Raw genomic sequence first — 17,221 nt, 5'->3', positions numbered from 1 at the left:
ATAAAATATAGATCATAATTATTATTCCACTTCACCAATCTTTTCATTTGTTCCAAATATATTTTCCCATTGTTTTCCTCCTTTGAATTAATCGAATATTCTAAAACAAAAAAAGAACATAAAAAGAAGTCTGCAACCAAGGGCATAAATATCCCTTGGTGACAGACTCCTCCTAATATTCTTCTCTATTAATTTATATTTATTATAATAACATGAAAATTTCATAGAATAAAGCTATATGATATATTTTTTAATATAGTAGCTTGAATTACCTTTTTTATCATTATTTATTTTTCCAAAATCGAATAAATTACTTATGTTGTGACAGCTGCCGGAATAAGATAGGAAATAGAAGATTAAAACGGAGGTTAAGTAATTTGGGAGAATTTCTCGATTTTGTGTATCAAGACTTTAAATACAAGCTTTATGTCCCTGGTAAGTATAGTTCAGATAAAGAGTCTCCATTGCTGGTCATGCTTCATGGATGTGGACAAAATCCGGATGATTTTGCTACAGGTACTGACATGAACACACTTGCTGAAAAAGAAAACTTTCTTGTCCTCTATCCAGATATGAACCATCCGTTAAATCCTAGAGAACCAGCCGCATACAACCCTCTTGGCTGCTGGAACTGGTTTTTGGATAAGAATCAACATCGAGGTGAAGGACATCCCAAGCTCATTTATGAAATGATTCTTGAGGTGAAAAGTACATATAAGATTGACTCAAATCAGGTGTACGCTGCAGGATTATCAGCAGGAGGTTCACTAGCCTGTATTCTTGGTGCTACGTATCCAGATGTCTTTAACGGAATCGGAATTTGTTCAGGACTTCCCTATGATGCCGCTAATGTATTTTTTCTTACGGACCCTATGGCCGAAGAAGCTAAAAAATGTATGGAGAAAGGCGTATCTGACCCATATGAATGTGGAAACAGTGCATTTCAGGAGATGGGCGAGTTTAAGAAAAAGATGCGGGTAATTGTTTTCCATGGAATTTGTGATACAACAGTCCATCCTATTAACAGCCAGCAGGTTATCACTCAATGGGCACAAACCAATTTTCGCGTTGAAAATGGAATAGGCTTAGCAGACATTACCCCTGCAAGGGTTAATTCAAATATCATCAATGGAAGAAGCTATACGCAGCATGTATACCATGATCGGGACAGCGAACCATTAATGGAGCTTTGGATGATTAATCAAATGGGACATACCTGGTCTGGTGGGAACCCCAATGGTTCATTCACAGATCCCTTTGGTCCAAATGCAACCGAAATTATATGGAACTTCTTCAGGAAACATTATCCACAGTCCGAAGAAAAACGGATGGAGACTCCAGTCAAAAAAACAGTCACGGTACCAATGGAGTTAGAACTCCACCCACTAGCTAAGTCACCAGTCGAATCACCGGCCAATCCGCCAATTGTTCAACTTCCAATTAATATACTTGTCCCATCTCCAGACAATTCATCTGTCCAAAAACCAACTAGAACAGAGGCAGAATTGCCAATTGAGTCGTCAAATCAATCACTAACTGAAACAGCGGCAGTATTACCAATACCGATTATATCATCCAAGCAAACACCAAATGAATCATCAGCGGAATTACCAAATGAATCCTCTGTCCAACCACCAATTGAATTAACGCTAAAACCCCTTGAGGAAACCCAAAGGAAGAATTTTGTTAGCATACTTCTTTCAAAACTTTTTAAAAGAAAAAATGAAAAATAAACCATTCATATCCCTCAGCTGGTATGCAATAGTATATTTTTAAAAACAAGATCAGGTCTTTCTTCCGTTATTAAATGCCCTGTTTTTTCATAGGTTATTAACTTGGCATCAGGTAAGTCCTGTACAAGTCGTTTCCCCACTTCTAATGGGACAACACGATCCTCTTCACCCCAGACCAATAAAGTGGGGACTTGTATCGTTTGCAGCTGCTCAGGTAACAAATCATCTTCCCGATGACGTAAAAGACAAATTAGGGCTTTATAAAAGCCTTTCTCAGAAAGCGGCCTTCCAAATTCCTGAATTAATTCATCATTTATCAAGGTTTGATTAAAAAACACATTTTTTAAGTGGTCCCTTACTTCTTTTCTTTGAACAAAGTATTGGACGAGTCTTTCGAAGAAAGGTAAATACGAGCTGCAAATAAGCAGTTTTTTGGACCGTTTTAAATATCCTGAACTACATAACAAAATTAACTTGTTTATTTTATCAGGTGCTAGTAGGGCTATATTTAGGGCAATTTGTCCTCCCATAGAATGGGCCACAATATACGTATTTGGAATTCCAAATTCGTTGATGCATCCAATCATCAGTTTTGCATAGTTTTGAAAACTATAAATAAAAGAAGTGGGCTTTTCACTTTTTCCAAAACCGGGTAAGTCAACAGCATAAATGGAAAAGTGCTTTTGCAATAACGGAATAATACGGCGAAAAGTAAAAACCGATGAAGCTAAGCCATGGATAAGAAGAATTGGCGGTTTGTCATTCACAACATATTCACAGTACAGGTTGATGTTATCTACTTTTATGTACGATCGTTGTATATCATGGCTAGACATCTGATCCCCTCCGCTACGATTGTTAGTCAAATGTATTATTAGCCTAATAGAATCTGAAAATGTATGTTACTAAGCAAGATAAACGCTAAAAAAACATTAAAACAGGGCCCAGCAGCCAATTTTGAATGAGTGACAGGATTAGAACTTTCCAATCTTTAAAAACACGCCACATTTCTTCATATTTAACCTTCGCTAGCGGCGGGTACATCATAATAATCAAGCCGATGGCGATGGGGATATTTGTGGTACCAACAGAGAAGGTATCCAGTACCTCTCTAAAATTAGGTGACATTACCCCAAAGAGAATTCCTAACGCCATGGCAGCAAATATCCATAGTGTTAAGTATCGGTCCAAAAAGGATAGCTTTTTCGTTAAATCTTCATTTCCTATCATTTTCCTCCTATCTAAGAATCCCTCTTTTTTTGTTATCTTTATAGTAATGTCTAAATCTGAAAATTCCGTGAAACATATAAATAAAAAACAGTTGTTTTCAACTAACATCTATTAAAATTGTAAAATAACAAAATACACCCCCGTGCATATTATGACGGGGGTTTCGTTTATTGATCCAAAGAGTTTTGAGGAATTTCAATTTTTTTCTTTTGCGATTCTTTCTTCCACTTAAAGACTTTATTTAGCTTATTATATATTCCTTTACTTTCTTTTGCCATCAAAGGTCCTAAAATGGCTAAGATGAGAACATAAAGAGCAGTAAATGGAGTTAAGATTGAATTTAAGCCTGCTGCAATACCTAAATTGGCAACAATAATTGAAAATTCTCCGCGAGCCATAATCGTTAATCCAATACTTGTCGATGCTTTGTGTGATAAGCCAGCTTGTCTGCCGAAAATCATACCGGCAATGAAGTTACCGATAATCGTTATCACTGCGGCACCTATTGCTAGCCATATCGCATCAGCTAATGTGGAAGGATCAATGCTCAAACCAAAGCTGAAGAAGAAAACAGCACCGAAAAAGTCTCTGAATGGAACAACCAAATGTTCTATACGGTCGCGATGAATGGTTTCAGAAAAAACTAAACCCAATAGCAGCGCGCCAATGGCTTCTGCAACATGCAAGGTTTCTGAAAATCCAGCAACAAAGAACAGGATAGCAAAGATAACAATAATGAAAATTTCATCTGATTTAATTGAAAGCCATTTGTTTAAAAAGCGTGTCCCTTTTCTTGCAATAATAAAAAACAATAGCATGTAGCCAACCGAAATTAGAACGGAAGTGATAATATCAAGGGGGGAAGTGGAACCTGCCAGTAGAATACCTGACATTGTGGTTAAAAATAGGGCTAAAAAGATATCATCAAATAAAACAATCCCAAGAATCAATTCTGTTTCAGGATTCGCTGTTCTTTTTAAATCAACGAGCACCTTTGCTACAATGGCACTGGATGATACACTGAGAAGTCCAGCAATAATCAGAGTTTCCATCCAAGGCATTCCAGCAATCATTCCATAAACGAGCCCTAAAACAAAATTGATTGCAACATATATACTTCCGCCAACAACAATGTTTTTGCCTGATTTCACCAGTTTACCTACGGAAAATTCCAATCCTAAATAAAAAAGTAAAAATAAAACACCGATTCGGCCCATAAATTGGATGATATCATTACTTTCAATAAAGGTTAGGTCTATAATTCCAAACGACGGGGCATGCGGCCCAACAAGCATACCTAAGATGATGAGAAAAGGAATAATCGAAAACTTTAACTTATTTGCAATAATAGATCCAATGGCTACAAGGACAAGTGCAGTACCGACTTCAAATACTAAATGATTCATCTATATACCTCACCCCGATAATAAATTTTTAATTAATTCTTTTAATTGATTTCTTTCTCCTGATAGTACTAATGTATCCCCTGCTTCAATAATGGTATCCGATCCAGGATTGTGAGATTTATTGGATTGTTTCTTCTTAATAGCAATTACATTTACACCAAAGTTATTTCTAATATCAATCTCTCCAATGGTTTTATTTACAGCAGATGCATTTGGTTCCACTTTATACCATTCGATAATTAAATCATCAAACGCCATGTCAACTGTTTCTAGTGCTTTCGGTTTATAGGCCATGCCGCCAATAATACCTGCCATTTGTCTTGCTTCTGTATCACTTAATGTCACACTGCTGATGGCTTCATCATGATCGTCAGAATCAAAATGATAGATTTCTCTTCTTCCATCATCATGAATTACAATCACCATTTTGTCTTGATTTTTTGTTATGATTTCAAATTTATAGCCAATTCCAGGTAGTTCAGTTTCTCTAATGTTCATTCAATATTTCCTCCTTTATGGTTTGAGTCATGAATTAAGGTTTTTCTCTTCAGAGATTTACATCAATTTCGGTTTTAATGTTTTCAGTTTTTGAGATTCCAAGATATTTAAGTGTTTCAGATGGTGTGGAATGATGAAAATGCTTTTGGAGCAGAGAGATAGCAACACCCCTTTTAAAGGCATGAAAGCCAAAGGTCTTTCGCATAGAATCAGTACCAATTTTCTCTTTAATACCTACTGCCTCTGCTGCTTGGTGAATAATCCTGTAGGCTTGCTGTCGAGTAATGGGTTTTGGAGATTTTGTTGATTGAAACAAATAATCATCGCTGCAAAGCTGCTTTGCTTCAATATAATGCTGAACATCCTTTTGAACCTTATGGTTCAAATAGATTTCTTTAGGTCTAGGATCTTTAGAAGTCAGTGTGATGAATTCCCTTACCTTCCCATTCTTTTCAAGTACATCCCCAGCTTTAATGTCCAAAAGTTCATTAATTTTTAAGCCTGTGTTAATTCCAAAAACAAATAAAACATAATCTCGTTCCGACTGCTTTTTTAAATATTTTTTCATTGCATTTATTTGTTTAATATCCCTTAGCGCCTCAACATATTCCATCGATAACTACCCCTTATTTCATGTTACTCAATCATATTATACGATAATATTTAGTAACATGCAATTATTGTGCCTGTTGTAAAACGAGCTCCATAGGTTCATATAAGACCTCAATACGGTATTCGTACTACTTCCACTCAAATTATTATGAATAATAGGCATATACCCCTTCCGATTTTGAAATTTTACATATTATAACTTATACCAAGAGAGGAGTGATACTATGTTTGGATATGGTTGTTGTGGAGGATATGGTTACGGTTATGGTTATGGAGGCTACGGTTTTAGAGGTGGATTTGCTCTAATCGTAGTATTATTTATCCTACTTATTATTATTGGTGCAAGTTTTTGTTAATGTGAAAAAATGGGGCTAAAAAGACTTATAATGGTCTTTTTAGCCCCTCCTATTTCTCACTTATGAAATAAATTTCTAGATACATTTGTTATTTTTACATAATCTTCTATCGTATCTACGTCTACAAAAAGCTCTTCCTTATCATATTTTACAATTTCACCTTTTTCCCGATAATGCCCATTCAGTAAATCTCGTGCACCCCTATCCCCTTTTAGACCCATTAAGATTGAAAAGAATTTTTCTGTAAATAAAACAGGCGGCCTGACTACTCCTTGATGACTACAGGCAAAGAACAATTTAGCAGGATCTTTCTCAAAAGCTTCGATAAGTAAATTGATTATAGTAGTGTCTACATATGGCTGATCAGCTAGCTGTAAAACAATGGCATCTGCACCCAAGTCAATGGCCTCCTGTAACCCGCTCCTAATGGAATAGGACTGCCCCTGATTACTTTCCTTCAATTGGATAGAAGTCCATTTTTTTCGATATTCCTGTGTAAAGAGATGGGGAGCAATCCAATCAAGCTTATCATCCTGTTTCGTCATAACCAATACATGGTTAATAGTAGATGCTAAAGCTGATTGTAAAGCTAAAGACCCTAATGGACTACCATTCAACTCCAGTGCTAATTTATTACGCCTCATTCGTCTGCTATCCCCGGCAGCAAGATAAACTCCTACTACCTTCATCACTGATAACCTCTTTGCTTGTGCCGAATTATACCAATGATTTCTGCCATAATGCTTATCGCTATTTCAGCTGGACCCACTGCCCCAATTGGTAAGCCAACCGGTGAGGAAACGTAGGAAGGGATCGTACTGGACCCGAACAGTTTTTTTGTTCTTTCTTCTGAACCTACAATTCCTAAATATTCTGGCTGCTGTTGTGATAAATAGGAAAGAAATTCTTGATCTCTTTTAAAATGATGTGTCATTAAGATCACAAAATCATTCCGATGAATCGTTATTTTCTGAAATATTTCATTAGGAAAACCAACTATGCTTTGTTCTGCTTTTGGAAAATAGGTGGAACTGCAAAGTGACTCACGCCAGTCGCATACCGTCACGGCGATTCCCATATCTGCAGCATAGTTTACCAGAGGTCGTGCATCTTGTCCTGCGCCAAAAACGAATAGTTTCGTTTGCGGAGAATAGACTTGACAGTAAATGAAATTAGATAAATGGGTACCAGTGGGAAGATTCCAATCAGCATAGTTAGTAATGTCTTGGTGCATCTGTCCAAAAGGATGTCCTGAATTCGTTATGTATGCTGATGCTGTAACTGATAAATCAGAGGTTAATTTTTTTATATGAAGAATTTCTGAACCGTGTTGTAAATAGTAGTGGACCTTCCTCAAATTCTGCTTCATTTTCTCATCTAAACGTTCAAGTGCAATGTATAATTTTCCATTACAGCCCATTCCCTGTCCCCATGTGAAATCGTCCTGGGCACTTAGATCATACACCACAGTACGGCTGATTCCAGATGTGAGCACATCTTTTACATGATAATGTAGATCCTCCTCCAGGCAACCAGGACTAATAAATCCGACCGTTTTTTCATTTTCTAGAAATAACATGCTCGTTCCTTCTTTTAGATAGGCCGAACCCTCTACATGAATGATGGTGGCGAGGACCCCCTCTTCTTCTGTATTGGCTGCTTCTGCTATCACAGGCAGATATTCTTTCAATGTTTCCTTCACCCTCCTAAATCAATCATTTTCTTTTACTAAATGGATGGCTGCTTTAACTGCATTCTCAATCTCCATATACCCTGTACAGCGACAGATATTGGACTCCAGCCATTTCGTTATTTCATGATTAGATGGATTCTTCCGATGCTTCAGTAATGAATGGCAATTCATGATGAATCCCGGCGTGCAAAATCCGCATTGGAACGCAAATTGGTCAACAAATGCGCCTTGAATAGGAGCATTCAGCCCTTCAATTGTAAGGATTTCCTTGCCGATAGTTTCAACCGCCAAAGTCAAACAGGATTTCTGTGCAACTCCATTTATATTCACTGTACAAGCACCACAATCACCATTTAGGCAGCCAGGCTTAGCACCTGTTAGACCTAATTGATAGCGTAAAATATCCAAAAGGATATCAGCATAACGGAAGGTGACTCGCTTCTCTTCCCCATTGATTAGAAGGACAGCACTTACTCGTGAAACATCAGCCATCGTTTTTACTCCTCTCCTTTTAATTGGTGAAACACATCATGTAGTGTATTTTTTAAGACAAATAATCGGTATGGAAAGGAACCTTCTGAATCATCTAAAGGTGGTACCTGTAAAGCCTCAATTGCTTGATTGATTCGTTGGTCCAAGGAGGTACCCCTTTTATTAATGATTTCCTCCATTTCCTTCGAACGAAATGGGTAAGAAGTCAGCCCGCTTATTGCTATCCTAACCATCCCATTTATCTTAAGGGCGGCAACGGTAATGAGTGGATAGCCTGTATTCCATTGTCTTCTTCTTTTGATACTAACAAATGGTTGATTAAGGTATCCTTGGTCAGTTCTAATTTGGACAAGAAGTTCGCCACGCTCTAATAAAAGCTTTCGATTAAAGACTTCATGTATGGAAACAGTCTTGTTCCCGCTTCTCCCCGCAATTTCTAGTTGACTGTCTGTTAATAAAAAAGGTAGAACCGCTTCTCGATAAAAAATTTGCCCGCAAATATTGCCACCCGCTGTTATTTTGTTTCGTGCTGTTCGATCGGCAATTTCACTAACCGTTTTACTTAATAACGGAAATAGATTTTTCTCTTCAAGATATGTTAAAGAACTCGCGGCTCCAGTGACCAAAAAACCCTGCTGATACTCGAATATTTGACATTCTGGAATCTTTTTAATATCAATTACGGCATCTGTCTCGACCATATTTAATCTTCCAAGTGTGATGATCTCGGTACCACCGGAAAAATAAATAGGTCTTTTCTCCTTCTTATGTAAATCTTCGAATAGTTGAATGGCTTCTTTGATTGATGCTGGAAGATAATACTCAAAATCATCCGAAATCAATGCCCTGCCTCCTATCGTCTATAGACCATTCTGAAGTAGCAATTCAATAAATGAATCCTTCATTTCTCCATTAGGAATAATCAAAAAGAGCTCAGTTGAACCTGAGCTTCTTTTTGATATTAAAGCGATTCGGTATTATAGATCTTTCAAACCTTATCCTAAATTAATATTCATCCTCTATATCACGTCCTGTCGGTTGTCCCTGTTGCTGTTGAAAGGGCTGTGTGCTATGACCTGTTCCATAGCCTGGGTAACCGCCGTGTCCCATGTCATATCCCGGATAACCGCCATGTCCCATGCCCTGTCCCGGATAACCGCCATGTCCCATGCCATATCCCGGGTAACCGCCGTGTCCCATGCCCTGTCCCGGGTAACCGCCATGTCCCATGCCATATCCCGGATAACCGCCGTGTCCCATACCATATCCTGGATAACCACCGTGTCCCATGCCGTAGCCCGGATAACCGCCGTGTCCCATACCATATCCTGGATAACCGCCGTGTCCCATGCCGTATCCTGGGTAACCGCCGTGTCCCATGCCATAGCCTGGGTAACCACCACTGTGTCCCATGCCGTAGCCTGGGTAACCGCCGTGTCCCATGCCATAGCCTGGGTAACCGCCGTGTCCCATGCCGTAGCCTGGGTAACCGCCGTACCCCATGCCGTAGCCAGTGGTTCTTTCATCAAAAAATGGTTGATCCATTTCATTTCGCCTCCTCAAATCATTTCACAGTTAATTTATGTTGGTAACGTGGAAAGAAGAATGGATATTTGTAAAGTTTCATAGATAATCTTCCAACCATCACCTATTCTTATAAAATGATAGGAGCTTAATCATTTGCAGTTTTATATCTCCAGATTAATTCAGGGGTCAGTGGAAGTTGATTCAAACCAACACCAGCTGCAATACTTAAACAATTGGCAAGTGCAGCTGGCATTCCTAACAGCCCATGTTCCCCGACACCTCTTGCACCGTAAGCTGCATCAATTTGCTTTGTTTTGACAAAGTCTACTTCATAATGAGGGTTTTCCCCATAATGTATCGGCCGATACGTTCGAAGCTGTGGATTGATTACTCTGCCCCATTCATCAAAAATGAAAGCTTCTCTTCCAGCATAGGCTAATCCCATGCTCATAGCACCCATTACCTGTCCACGTGCTGTCATATGATTTAATACAGTTCCAATATCTACAACAGTGACAGCTTGAATTAATTTGTAGGTAAAGTCCCTTTTGTTATACTCTACCTCTACAGCATGTGCTGCAACCGTCCATTCCGGCCCAGGCTGTCCTGCCCCTGTTTCCGGATCCAAAGAAGTCATCCTTCTTAATATATAATTTCCATAACCGATAATTTGGCCGCCAATGGCATTTCCATTGGGAAATTTATAGCCGTAAACAACCTCCTTTAGAGGAAGACCAGTTTTCGGATCATCTTTTATAAATACCCGTTCGTAAGCTACCTCTAAATCCTCTGTTGATACTCTGAGAACACATGCGGCGATAGACTTTATCTGGCGTATAGCATCATCTGCCGCTTCTAAAAGTGCTCTTCCGGCCATAAAAGTACCACGGCTCGCTACTGTTTTCCAATGCTCCGGTGTCGATTGTGTGTCAATTTTCATTTTCACATGGACCTTGTCAATACCAATTTTTAAACGTTCTGCAAGCATTTGCGCAAGAACTGTCTTCGTTGCTGTGCCAATTTCAACAACGCCTGAGATTAAATTCACACTAGCATCAGGGTTAAATGTCAGAATAACCCCAGAACTCGCATTAGGGTCAATCGTTGAGGTCTTCCAGCTGCAGGCAATTCCTTTCACTCTAATTTTTCTTTCGTCAATGACTTGAATTTGCCCCTGATTCCAATGAATCATTTCTTTCAGCCGATCGATACAAGCAGGTAAATTTCCCACATTGCTTTTATTCAATAACACCTGTGTCGGCGTTGTATGTCCAGGAAGAATCGCGTTCTGCCTCCGCAATTCAAGCTGGTCGATCCCTAATTTGTCTGCAAGCATATCCATCGTCCTTTCAAATGCAAACAAGACCTCTGAATGTCCAAAACCTCGGAAAGGACTTCCATAAGGATGATTCGTATAGACACATAGGGAATCGCACCAAACATTCTCAATACTATAGGGTCCTATACAATCAACGCCTCCAGCCCGGCTGACGTCTATAGCTTTGTCAGAATAGGCTCCTCCGTCGAATAGGTATAAAATTTCTGCAGCATGAATCTTCCCGTGTGCTGTGCAACCGAGCTTCACTTTTGCTTCTAGGCCCACTTTACAAGGTGCCGTAACTAAATCCTCTTCTCTTGTGTAAACAATTTTAACCCTCCGACCCCCAACAGCCTTCGAAGCAAGATAGGCTAGAACTTCCCACTGTATTGGCGCTTTTCCCCCATATCCGCCGCCAACAAAGGGCGTTTCTACCAAAATTTTCCCCATATCAAGTTCAAAATAAGTACTAAGTAATCTTTTGACCATAAATGGGGCTTGTGATGATGTCGTGATATGAATAAATCCTTCTGGATCGATTTCCGCTGTTGCACTTCTTGTTTCCATTGCAGCATGATCGGAAGGTGGCAAATGAAAAGAACCTTCTACTACCACATCACTCATCGACCACCCTTTTTCCATATTGCCCTTACGGATTTTAGTTACATTTGAAATATTCGAATGTGGAACAGGATAGGCAGTCCCTATTTTTTTATAAGAAGTCAGGTTTTCATGGAGGATTGGGGATTCTGGTTTTAAAGCCTCTGTTGGGGAGTTTACAACCGGTAGAAGGTCGTATTGTACCTCTATTGCATCTACAGCTTTCTTTGCTATGACCGGGGTATCCGCTACAACAAGGGCGACGGGTTCACCGTAGTAACGGACCTTGTCAACAGCAAGCGGCGGCCGATCTCTAATTTCCTCCCCTGTAAGTGGTAAGTCATGACTACCTAATAGGATGGCTCTGACCCCAGGTACTTTGTTTGCTTTTGTTACATCAATAGAAACAATTTTGGCGTGTCCATATAGACTTGTGACCATTTTTGCATGCAGTAATGGAACTGTTAGTTCATCAGCTGTATACTTAGCCCTTCCTGTTACTTTTTCAAAGGCATCCTTCCGAATGACGCTTTTTCCAATAATATTCACCAAGTCACCCCCTATTTCCTCATTAACCAATGTATGAACCATTAATGCTTTTAATCAACATTTTCATGAGGGGATTTTTTTAGCAAATGTTCTGTCAAAAAAAACAACATTGTGCTTAAACACAGCCTTATCAAAAAAATAGCCCAGTGAAAAGATCACTGAGCAGGCACCTTATTGAAAATAATAAGTAGTATTGTAGATTATTTCTTACCTCCTAGCACCTGGTTGTATAAATCCTCCAGTGGCTTAGAAATAATTTTATTTAATTCCATCAATAGCATATTTACCTGGTAATCAGCCTCCAACATGCGTTTTAATTTTTCATTTTGCTGGACAGCCAACTCCATTTTTTGTAATGCTTCAGCTTCTTGCTGCTTAATTTCCTGACCCATCATCTGTTTTTGCTGTAATTGGGAATTTAAATGGTTTATATGGTTAAGAAGCAGCTTTGCCTCTGGGTCGGTATTTATTTCATGACAAAGCTGCTGCAAGCCTTTAAACTCCTTACTCTCACGAAAAACCTTTTCAAAATAATAGGCTGCGTCAAATAAGTTTTCCGACATCCCTATTTCCTTCCCTTCTTAATATGTCCTTTATATTCCGGATTGTTCTTTTTCCACAAATACTTCAACATATAACCTGATGATTTTACCCAAGTGTTCAAAGATAGTGTATGTAGCCGATTGAAAAAGGAGCAGGCGATTGACTAGTGGGATGCCTTTTGTCAGTCTAAATTTTAACGATTGACTAATATTTCAAAGTCATTCTAGGCAGTTTTGAATAGGATGATGAAGAGGTGAGCTTTCTTTGAATACAAATATTGAAAATGAAGAACACATCATTGCATCGCTTCAGCGAGATATAAATCTTACTCTTGCTTTTTTATTATTATCAGGACAGCTTACGATCAGAGGGGTCTTTGTAAATTCGGGGAGGTTTAGTATTTCGTTAAGCGGGCCCATTATTGGTGGTGCCCGAACAATAGGGAAATTTGGGGATGATGTAACAAATACCATTATTGATATCATTGATGCGATTCTTTCCATCTTATTAATTATGGATGAAATACGTTTAGTTGGTGTCTTAGTGGGGCCTGGAAGGGTTTCATTGACAGTAAGCGGCCCTATGTTTGGAGATCCATTAAACGAGCCTTCACTTCCAAATGTAAGATTCTTTCGTCAGATGATATCCACACACTTTCATGTGGACCCGAATCATTTTAGACACTTAGAAAAGGAATGATCTATATGACCTTAAATAAACTGCCAGCAATAGAGTTATCAGAGAGTAGTATCTTTTTTGTGGCTTTAGTCGTCCTTACATTTATTTTTTTCTTTACACGTCAGGAAGCACGCAGTTGAGATTTTATTAAATATCCTTCAACTGCTTAATGCCTGTCAATGTGCTTCTGAACTTCTTTTTAAAATAATCCAAGCTGCTTTGGTGCAAGTCCAGTGTATTCGATTCCTAGCATTCTTTGGAATTCCTTGGCATTTGTGGCTGCATCACCGCCTGAATTGTTGTTAAAAATGAGTATAATATCATTTGATTGGTTAGACAGTTCATGTAGGACGTTTTTCATTTCAAACAACTCTGCTTCATTATATTTATACAAAAAACGAACCTCACGCCAGTCGACACCCTCCTGTTTATTCCAGCCCTGTGTGTTCCGGCCATGCATTCGTACTAACGTTACGTGCGAATCAGTGGGTGCCGGAACTAGCGGTACAGAGCCCTCCCCCGATTGCGGTTCATCTGCAACAGAGTGAATCCAGCCTTCCTCCTTCATAAAGGATAATGTTCCATCACGATAAGCATCGTTATACCAAGATTGATGTCGAAACTCCAGCGCTACAGGGATATCTTCCATCATTTTCTTACAATATCTTAAATAAGCAACATTCTCTTTCCTGCAATTAAACCATGGCGGAAATTGAAAAAGTACAAGAGCCAGTTTATTCGCTTCCTGATATGGTTTCAACGAACTTTTAAATGCTTCAAACATATCAGTTATCGTGTTAAATGGAGTTTCTTTACCTTTCCTATGCCTTGTCATTCCTTGATAGGCCTTCACAACAAAACGAAACTTTTCAGGTGTCTCATTTACCCATTTTTCAACATTTTTGATTGGTGAAATGGCATAAAAGGATGAATCGACTTCAACAATTGGAAAATGACTACTATAATGGACTAATTTATCTTTTGACTTAATTCCTGCTGGATATAAGGAGTCATGGTCTCCCCAACCTGCAAGACCTATGTGTATCATTTATTTCCACCTCAAATTTTAACTACAATATCCATTCATGAAAAAACGCAAAATCTCATACATCACAATATCACAATTTTACTTGAATTCACAAAATATATCATGAAAAAGGTGTCTATTACTCAAACTATTGTAAATCGATTAAATAAATGAGGGAGCTTATGAAGAAGTGTTTTGGATTATTGTTTTTGATCTGGATGACGTTAGTTCCCATTACGGCACATGCACAAATAGTTGACACGGAGAAGATTTATACATATGAATCCCTTACGGAGGATATGTTGTTGCTTTCGGAATTGTATCCAGACTTGATAACTTATAAATCGTTAACCACAACACCCTTCGGAAGAAATGTATGGGCAATCAAGGTTGGCAATGGTGAGAAAGTTATACTTATGAATGGAGCACACCATGCACGTGAATGGTTAACCAGCGCTCTTTTAATGAAGATGATTGAAACCTATGCAGATTCATACATAGACGTTAAAACGGTAGAGGATATTCATCCTAGTATTTTAGACAATGTCTCTATTTGGTTTGTACCAATGGTTAACCCTGATGGAGTCACGTTGCAGCAATTTGGTCTGAATGCTTATCCAATTGGTCTTCATCCATTTTTGATTGAAATGAATAAAGGATCCTGGAACTTTACAAGGTGGAAAGCGAATTTGCTCGGGATTGATTTGAATCGTCAATATCCTGCCAACTGGTCACACTTAAAAGGTGTGAATGGTAATCCAAGCTATCAATTCTATAAAGGAACCCGGGCGCTTGAAACAGACGAAGTAAGGTCGCTAGTTGATTTCACATATGAGATAAAGCCTGAAGTAGCCGTTTCGTATCATTCATCAGGAAACATTATTTTTTGGGGGTTTAATCAATGGGGTTTGACCCATACAACGAAATTTTCCCAGGATTATTTTGCCATTGCAGAACAAGTTTCCTCATTTACAGGGTATCCTATAGACGAACCTGAGTCGTACCAACAGGGCGGCGGCTTTACGGACTGGTTTATCGAGGAATTTGGGAAGCCTGCTTTTACTGTTGAAATCGGCCAATTGATAGAAGACAGCAGCCTGCCTCTTGAAGAGTTCCACGACATTTGGATAAGGAATAAGAAGATGGGGTTATTTTTAGCTGAAAAAGTTTATGAACGAAAAAGGAAAATGGATTGACCTATCTATACGCAGGAAAAAATAACCATCTCACCAACTTGATAGAATGGAAGAGATGGTTTTCTACACAAATTATTTCAGTTTGATTGGTGTGCATACCGCATAAATACTTTCTGTTGGATTTGATAAATTAACTTTAACAACTTTAAATTCATTTCCTGAGGCATTGTTACTCTTCTTGTTAATTTGGAGATTTTCCATCGTTCTTCCTTCCTTTCAAAATACATCTCACACAGAAGTTACTATACGCTGGAGTGTTTGTTTGGGTACATTGTCTATTGTTATTAGAATTCTCAAAATCAATAGAAAGCGTAACTGCAGCTTTTAAAAAAACACCAGCCAATAGGATAGGCCGGTGCTTGTCCTGTAGGCTGGTGCTGTGCATTATTGCTTTACTGGTTCCGGATAATCAAAACCCTTTGTATCCACTGTGACGGATTTCATTTTTTGTTCTTCCAATGGCTTATCAGCGCTATCCCGTTTAACCGAAACGATCTTATCAACCGTTTCCATTCCCTCGATTACTTTACCGAAGGCTGCATATTCACCATCGAGATGTGGAGAATCCTTCGTCATTATGAAAAATTGTGATCCGGCGGAATTTGGTTCATTTGTCCGAGCCATGGAAATAACACCGCGCTCGTGTTTCATGTTATTTTCAAAGCCGTTTGCATTAAATTCACCTTTTATTGAATAACCTGGTCCGCCACCGCCAGTTCCCTCAGGGTCTCCACCCTGTATCATAAAATCAGGGATCACACGATGGAAAATGAGTCCATCATAAAAACCTTGCTCCGCCAAAGAAATGAAATTAGCCACTGTATTAGGTGCAGTTGCAGGATCTAATTCAAGGACAATTTTTTCATCATTTTCCATCGTTATTGTAACAATTGGTTTTTCAGTCACTTCCGATGAATAATCATCTCTTTCTTCCGTTTTCTTTGCAGCATTTTGTTTGTTTTCAACTTGAGTTCCGCAGCCTGTCAAAAGGACAGCTGCAACAATTGAAACTAATATGTAATAGATTAACTTTTTGCATGAGAACATGGTATCTAACAACCTCCTTTTCAACTGTATCATACCAAGCAGCATTGCATATTGACAGATATTTGTTTGTTTTGCATTTGCCTTATTGACTTATAACGGTGGATCCAGATGATGCTTGCGGCATACAGGATAATAGCTGTCATTTCCCCCTATATGAATCTGGCTGCCTTCGCGAACCGGCTTTTTATATTCATCTACCCGCAAGGCCATAATAGCTTTTTTCTCGCAGAACCAACAAATCGTTTTCATTTCTTCTATCTTATCTGCATATAGCAGCATGTATTTACTGCCCTCGAATAGTTCATTTTGAAAGTCATTTTTCAGGCCAAATCCCATGACTGGAATGTCGAGCTCGTCCACAATCCTAGCCATTTGCAGAACATGATCCTTTGATACAAACTGCACTTCATCCACCAAAACACAGCTTAACGGTAAGGGAGCTTCACTGACAATAGTAAAAATATCCTTACTAGCATCAATCGGAATGGCTTCCCGCTGCAGGCCAATTCTCGAAGAAACATAACCAGTCTGATAACGATCATCAAGTGCTGAAGTAAAAATCATCACATTCTTATTTTGTTCCTCATAGTTATGGGCAACCTTAATAATTTCAATCGATTTACCGCTATTCATTGCACCGTACTTAAAAAATAATTGTGCCATATCAACAAACCTTTCCTACATTACTCTTTACTATTCTAATCGTTTCTTCCAAC

At 38.7% G+C, this 17,221-nt stretch carries 17 protein-coding genes and 2 pseudogenes; 4 read left to right on the top strand and 15 right to left on the bottom strand.

Features of this window, described 5'->3' with window-relative positions:
* The first annotated feature begins 377 nt into the window (after window positions 1-377).
* On the top strand, window positions 378-1,733 hold the full coding sequence (locus ACHUFV_RS02330) for an extracellular catalytic domain type 1 short-chain-length polyhydroxyalkanoate depolymerase (RefSeq protein WP_394231996.1): 1,356 nt from the start codon (window positions 378-380) through the stop codon (window positions 1,731-1,733).
* A 14-nt stretch (window positions 1,734-1,747) separates the two neighbouring features.
* Here ACHUFV_RS02330 and ACHUFV_RS02325 read toward each other — a convergent pair whose 3' ends face one another.
* The 5 genes and pseudogenes from ACHUFV_RS02325 to ACHUFV_RS02305 all read right to left on the bottom strand — a co-directional run bounded on the left by ACHUFV_RS02325 (window position 1,748) and on the right by ACHUFV_RS02305 (window position 5,480).
* Window positions 1,748-2,569, bottom strand: coding sequence for an alpha/beta fold hydrolase (locus ACHUFV_RS02325; protein ID WP_394231995.1), 822 nt, complete (start codon window positions 2,567-2,569; stop codon window positions 1,748-1,750).
* Window positions 2,570-2,657: 88 nt separating this feature from the next.
* Window positions 2,658-2,960 (bottom strand): annotated as a pseudogene (locus ACHUFV_RS02320) (arsenic resistance protein); the annotation flags it as partial.
* A gap of 170 nt (window positions 2,961-3,130) precedes the next feature.
* Window positions 3,131-4,369: a cation:proton antiporter gene (locus tag ACHUFV_RS02315; protein ID WP_394231994.1), complete on the bottom strand. Its 1,239-nt coding sequence runs from the start codon at window positions 4,367-4,369 to the stop codon at window positions 3,131-3,133.
* 9 nt (window positions 4,370-4,378) lie between these two features.
* Window positions 4,379-4,867, bottom strand: a complete 489-nt coding sequence (locus ACHUFV_RS02310; protein WP_394231993.1) for a cation:proton antiporter regulatory subunit — start codon at window positions 4,865-4,867, stop codon at window positions 4,379-4,381.
* Window positions 4,868-4,916: 49 nt separating this feature from the next.
* On the bottom strand, window positions 4,917-5,480 hold the full coding sequence (locus ACHUFV_RS02305) for a tyrosine-type recombinase/integrase (protein WP_394231992.1): 564 nt from the start codon (window positions 5,478-5,480) through the stop codon (window positions 4,917-4,919).
* Between the two features lie 274 nt (window positions 5,481-5,754).
* Here ACHUFV_RS02305 and ACHUFV_RS02300 point away from each other — a divergent pair.
* Window positions 5,755-5,835, top strand: a pseudogene (locus tag ACHUFV_RS02300) (YjcZ family sporulation protein); the annotation flags it as partial.
* Between the two features lie 56 nt (window positions 5,836-5,891).
* Here ACHUFV_RS02300 and ACHUFV_RS02295 read toward each other — a convergent pair.
* The 7 genes from ACHUFV_RS02295 to ACHUFV_RS02265 form a co-directional block, all read right to left on the bottom strand.
* Complete coding sequence (locus ACHUFV_RS02295; RefSeq protein ID WP_394231991.1) at window positions 5,892-6,524, bottom strand: nucleotidyltransferase family protein; 633 nt, start codon at window positions 6,522-6,524, stop codon at window positions 5,892-5,894.
* A complete protein-coding gene (locus tag ACHUFV_RS02290) occupies window positions 6,524-7,537 on the bottom strand; it encodes an XdhC family protein (RefSeq protein ID WP_394231990.1) in 1,014 nt (337 codons plus the stop codon). Before ACHUFV_RS02290 ends, ACHUFV_RS02295 begins: the two co-directional genes overlap by 1 nt.
* 9 nt (window positions 7,538-7,546) lie before the next feature.
* Window positions 7,547-8,020 carry a (2Fe-2S)-binding protein gene (locus ACHUFV_RS02285; protein WP_394231989.1) on the bottom strand — a complete coding sequence of 158 codons (474 nt, stop codon included), beginning with the start codon at window positions 8,018-8,020 and terminating at the stop codon, window positions 7,547-7,549.
* A gap of 5 nt (window positions 8,021-8,025) precedes the next feature.
* Complete coding sequence (locus tag ACHUFV_RS02280; protein WP_394231988.1) at window positions 8,026-8,862, bottom strand: FAD binding domain-containing protein; 837 nt, start codon at window positions 8,860-8,862, stop codon at window positions 8,026-8,028.
* Window positions 8,863-9,025: 163 nt separating this feature from the next.
* Window positions 9,026-9,565: a hypothetical protein gene (locus ACHUFV_RS02275; protein WP_394231987.1), complete on the bottom strand. Its 540-nt coding sequence runs from the start codon at window positions 9,563-9,565 to the stop codon at window positions 9,026-9,028.
* Between the two features lie 127 nt (window positions 9,566-9,692).
* Window positions 9,693-12,056 (bottom strand): xanthine dehydrogenase family protein molybdopterin-binding subunit, encoded by a 2,364-nt coding sequence (locus tag ACHUFV_RS02270; protein WP_394231986.1) that lies wholly within the window; start codon window positions 12,054-12,056, stop codon window positions 9,693-9,695.
* 158 nt (window positions 12,057-12,214) lie between these two features.
* Complete coding sequence (locus ACHUFV_RS02265) at window positions 12,215-12,577, bottom strand: YlbF family regulator (RefSeq protein WP_394231985.1); 363 nt, start codon at window positions 12,575-12,577, stop codon at window positions 12,215-12,217.
* Window positions 12,578-12,821: 244 nt separating this feature from the next.
* Here ACHUFV_RS02265 and ACHUFV_RS02260 point away from each other — a divergent pair, with 244 nt between their 5' ends.
* Complete coding sequence (locus ACHUFV_RS02260) at window positions 12,822-13,256, top strand: hypothetical protein (protein ID WP_394231984.1); 435 nt, start codon at window positions 12,822-12,824, stop codon at window positions 13,254-13,256.
* A gap of 178 nt (window positions 13,257-13,434) precedes the next feature.
* Here ACHUFV_RS02260 and ACHUFV_RS02255 read toward each other — a convergent pair whose 3' ends face one another.
* Complete coding sequence (locus ACHUFV_RS02255; RefSeq protein ID WP_394231983.1) at window positions 13,435-14,283, bottom strand: DUF72 domain-containing protein; 849 nt, start codon at window positions 14,281-14,283, stop codon at window positions 13,435-13,437.
* 161 nt (window positions 14,284-14,444) lie between these two features.
* On the opposite strand from ACHUFV_RS02255, the gene ACHUFV_RS02250 reads away from it, so the two are divergent.
* Entirely contained in the window at window positions 14,445-15,458 is a 1,014-nt protein-coding gene (locus ACHUFV_RS02250; RefSeq protein ID WP_394231982.1) for a M14 family zinc carboxypeptidase, read from the top strand.
* Window positions 15,459-15,842: 384 nt separating this feature from the next.
* Here the strand turns inward: ACHUFV_RS02250 and ACHUFV_RS02245 are convergent, their stop codons facing one another.
* Together ACHUFV_RS02245 and ACHUFV_RS02240 are read right to left on the bottom strand one after the other, a co-directional pair.
* Entirely contained in the window at window positions 15,843-16,505 is a 663-nt protein-coding gene (locus tag ACHUFV_RS02245) for a peptidylprolyl isomerase (protein ID WP_394231981.1), read from the bottom strand.
* A 90-nt stretch (window positions 16,506-16,595) separates the two neighbouring features.
* Window positions 16,596-17,168, bottom strand: a complete 573-nt coding sequence (locus ACHUFV_RS02240) for a thymidine kinase (protein WP_394231980.1) — start codon at window positions 17,166-17,168, stop codon at window positions 16,596-16,598.
* Window positions 17,169-17,221 lie beyond the last annotated feature (53 nt).

The sequence above is a fragment of the Niallia oryzisoli genome (assembly GCF_043641075.1).
Lineage (GTDB): Bacteria > Bacillota > Bacilli > Bacillales > Cytobacillaceae > Bacillus_BD > Bacillus_BD oryzisoli_A.
Note: the sequence above shows the minus strand (reverse complement) of the source record. Positions and strands in the feature narration are given on the sequence as shown.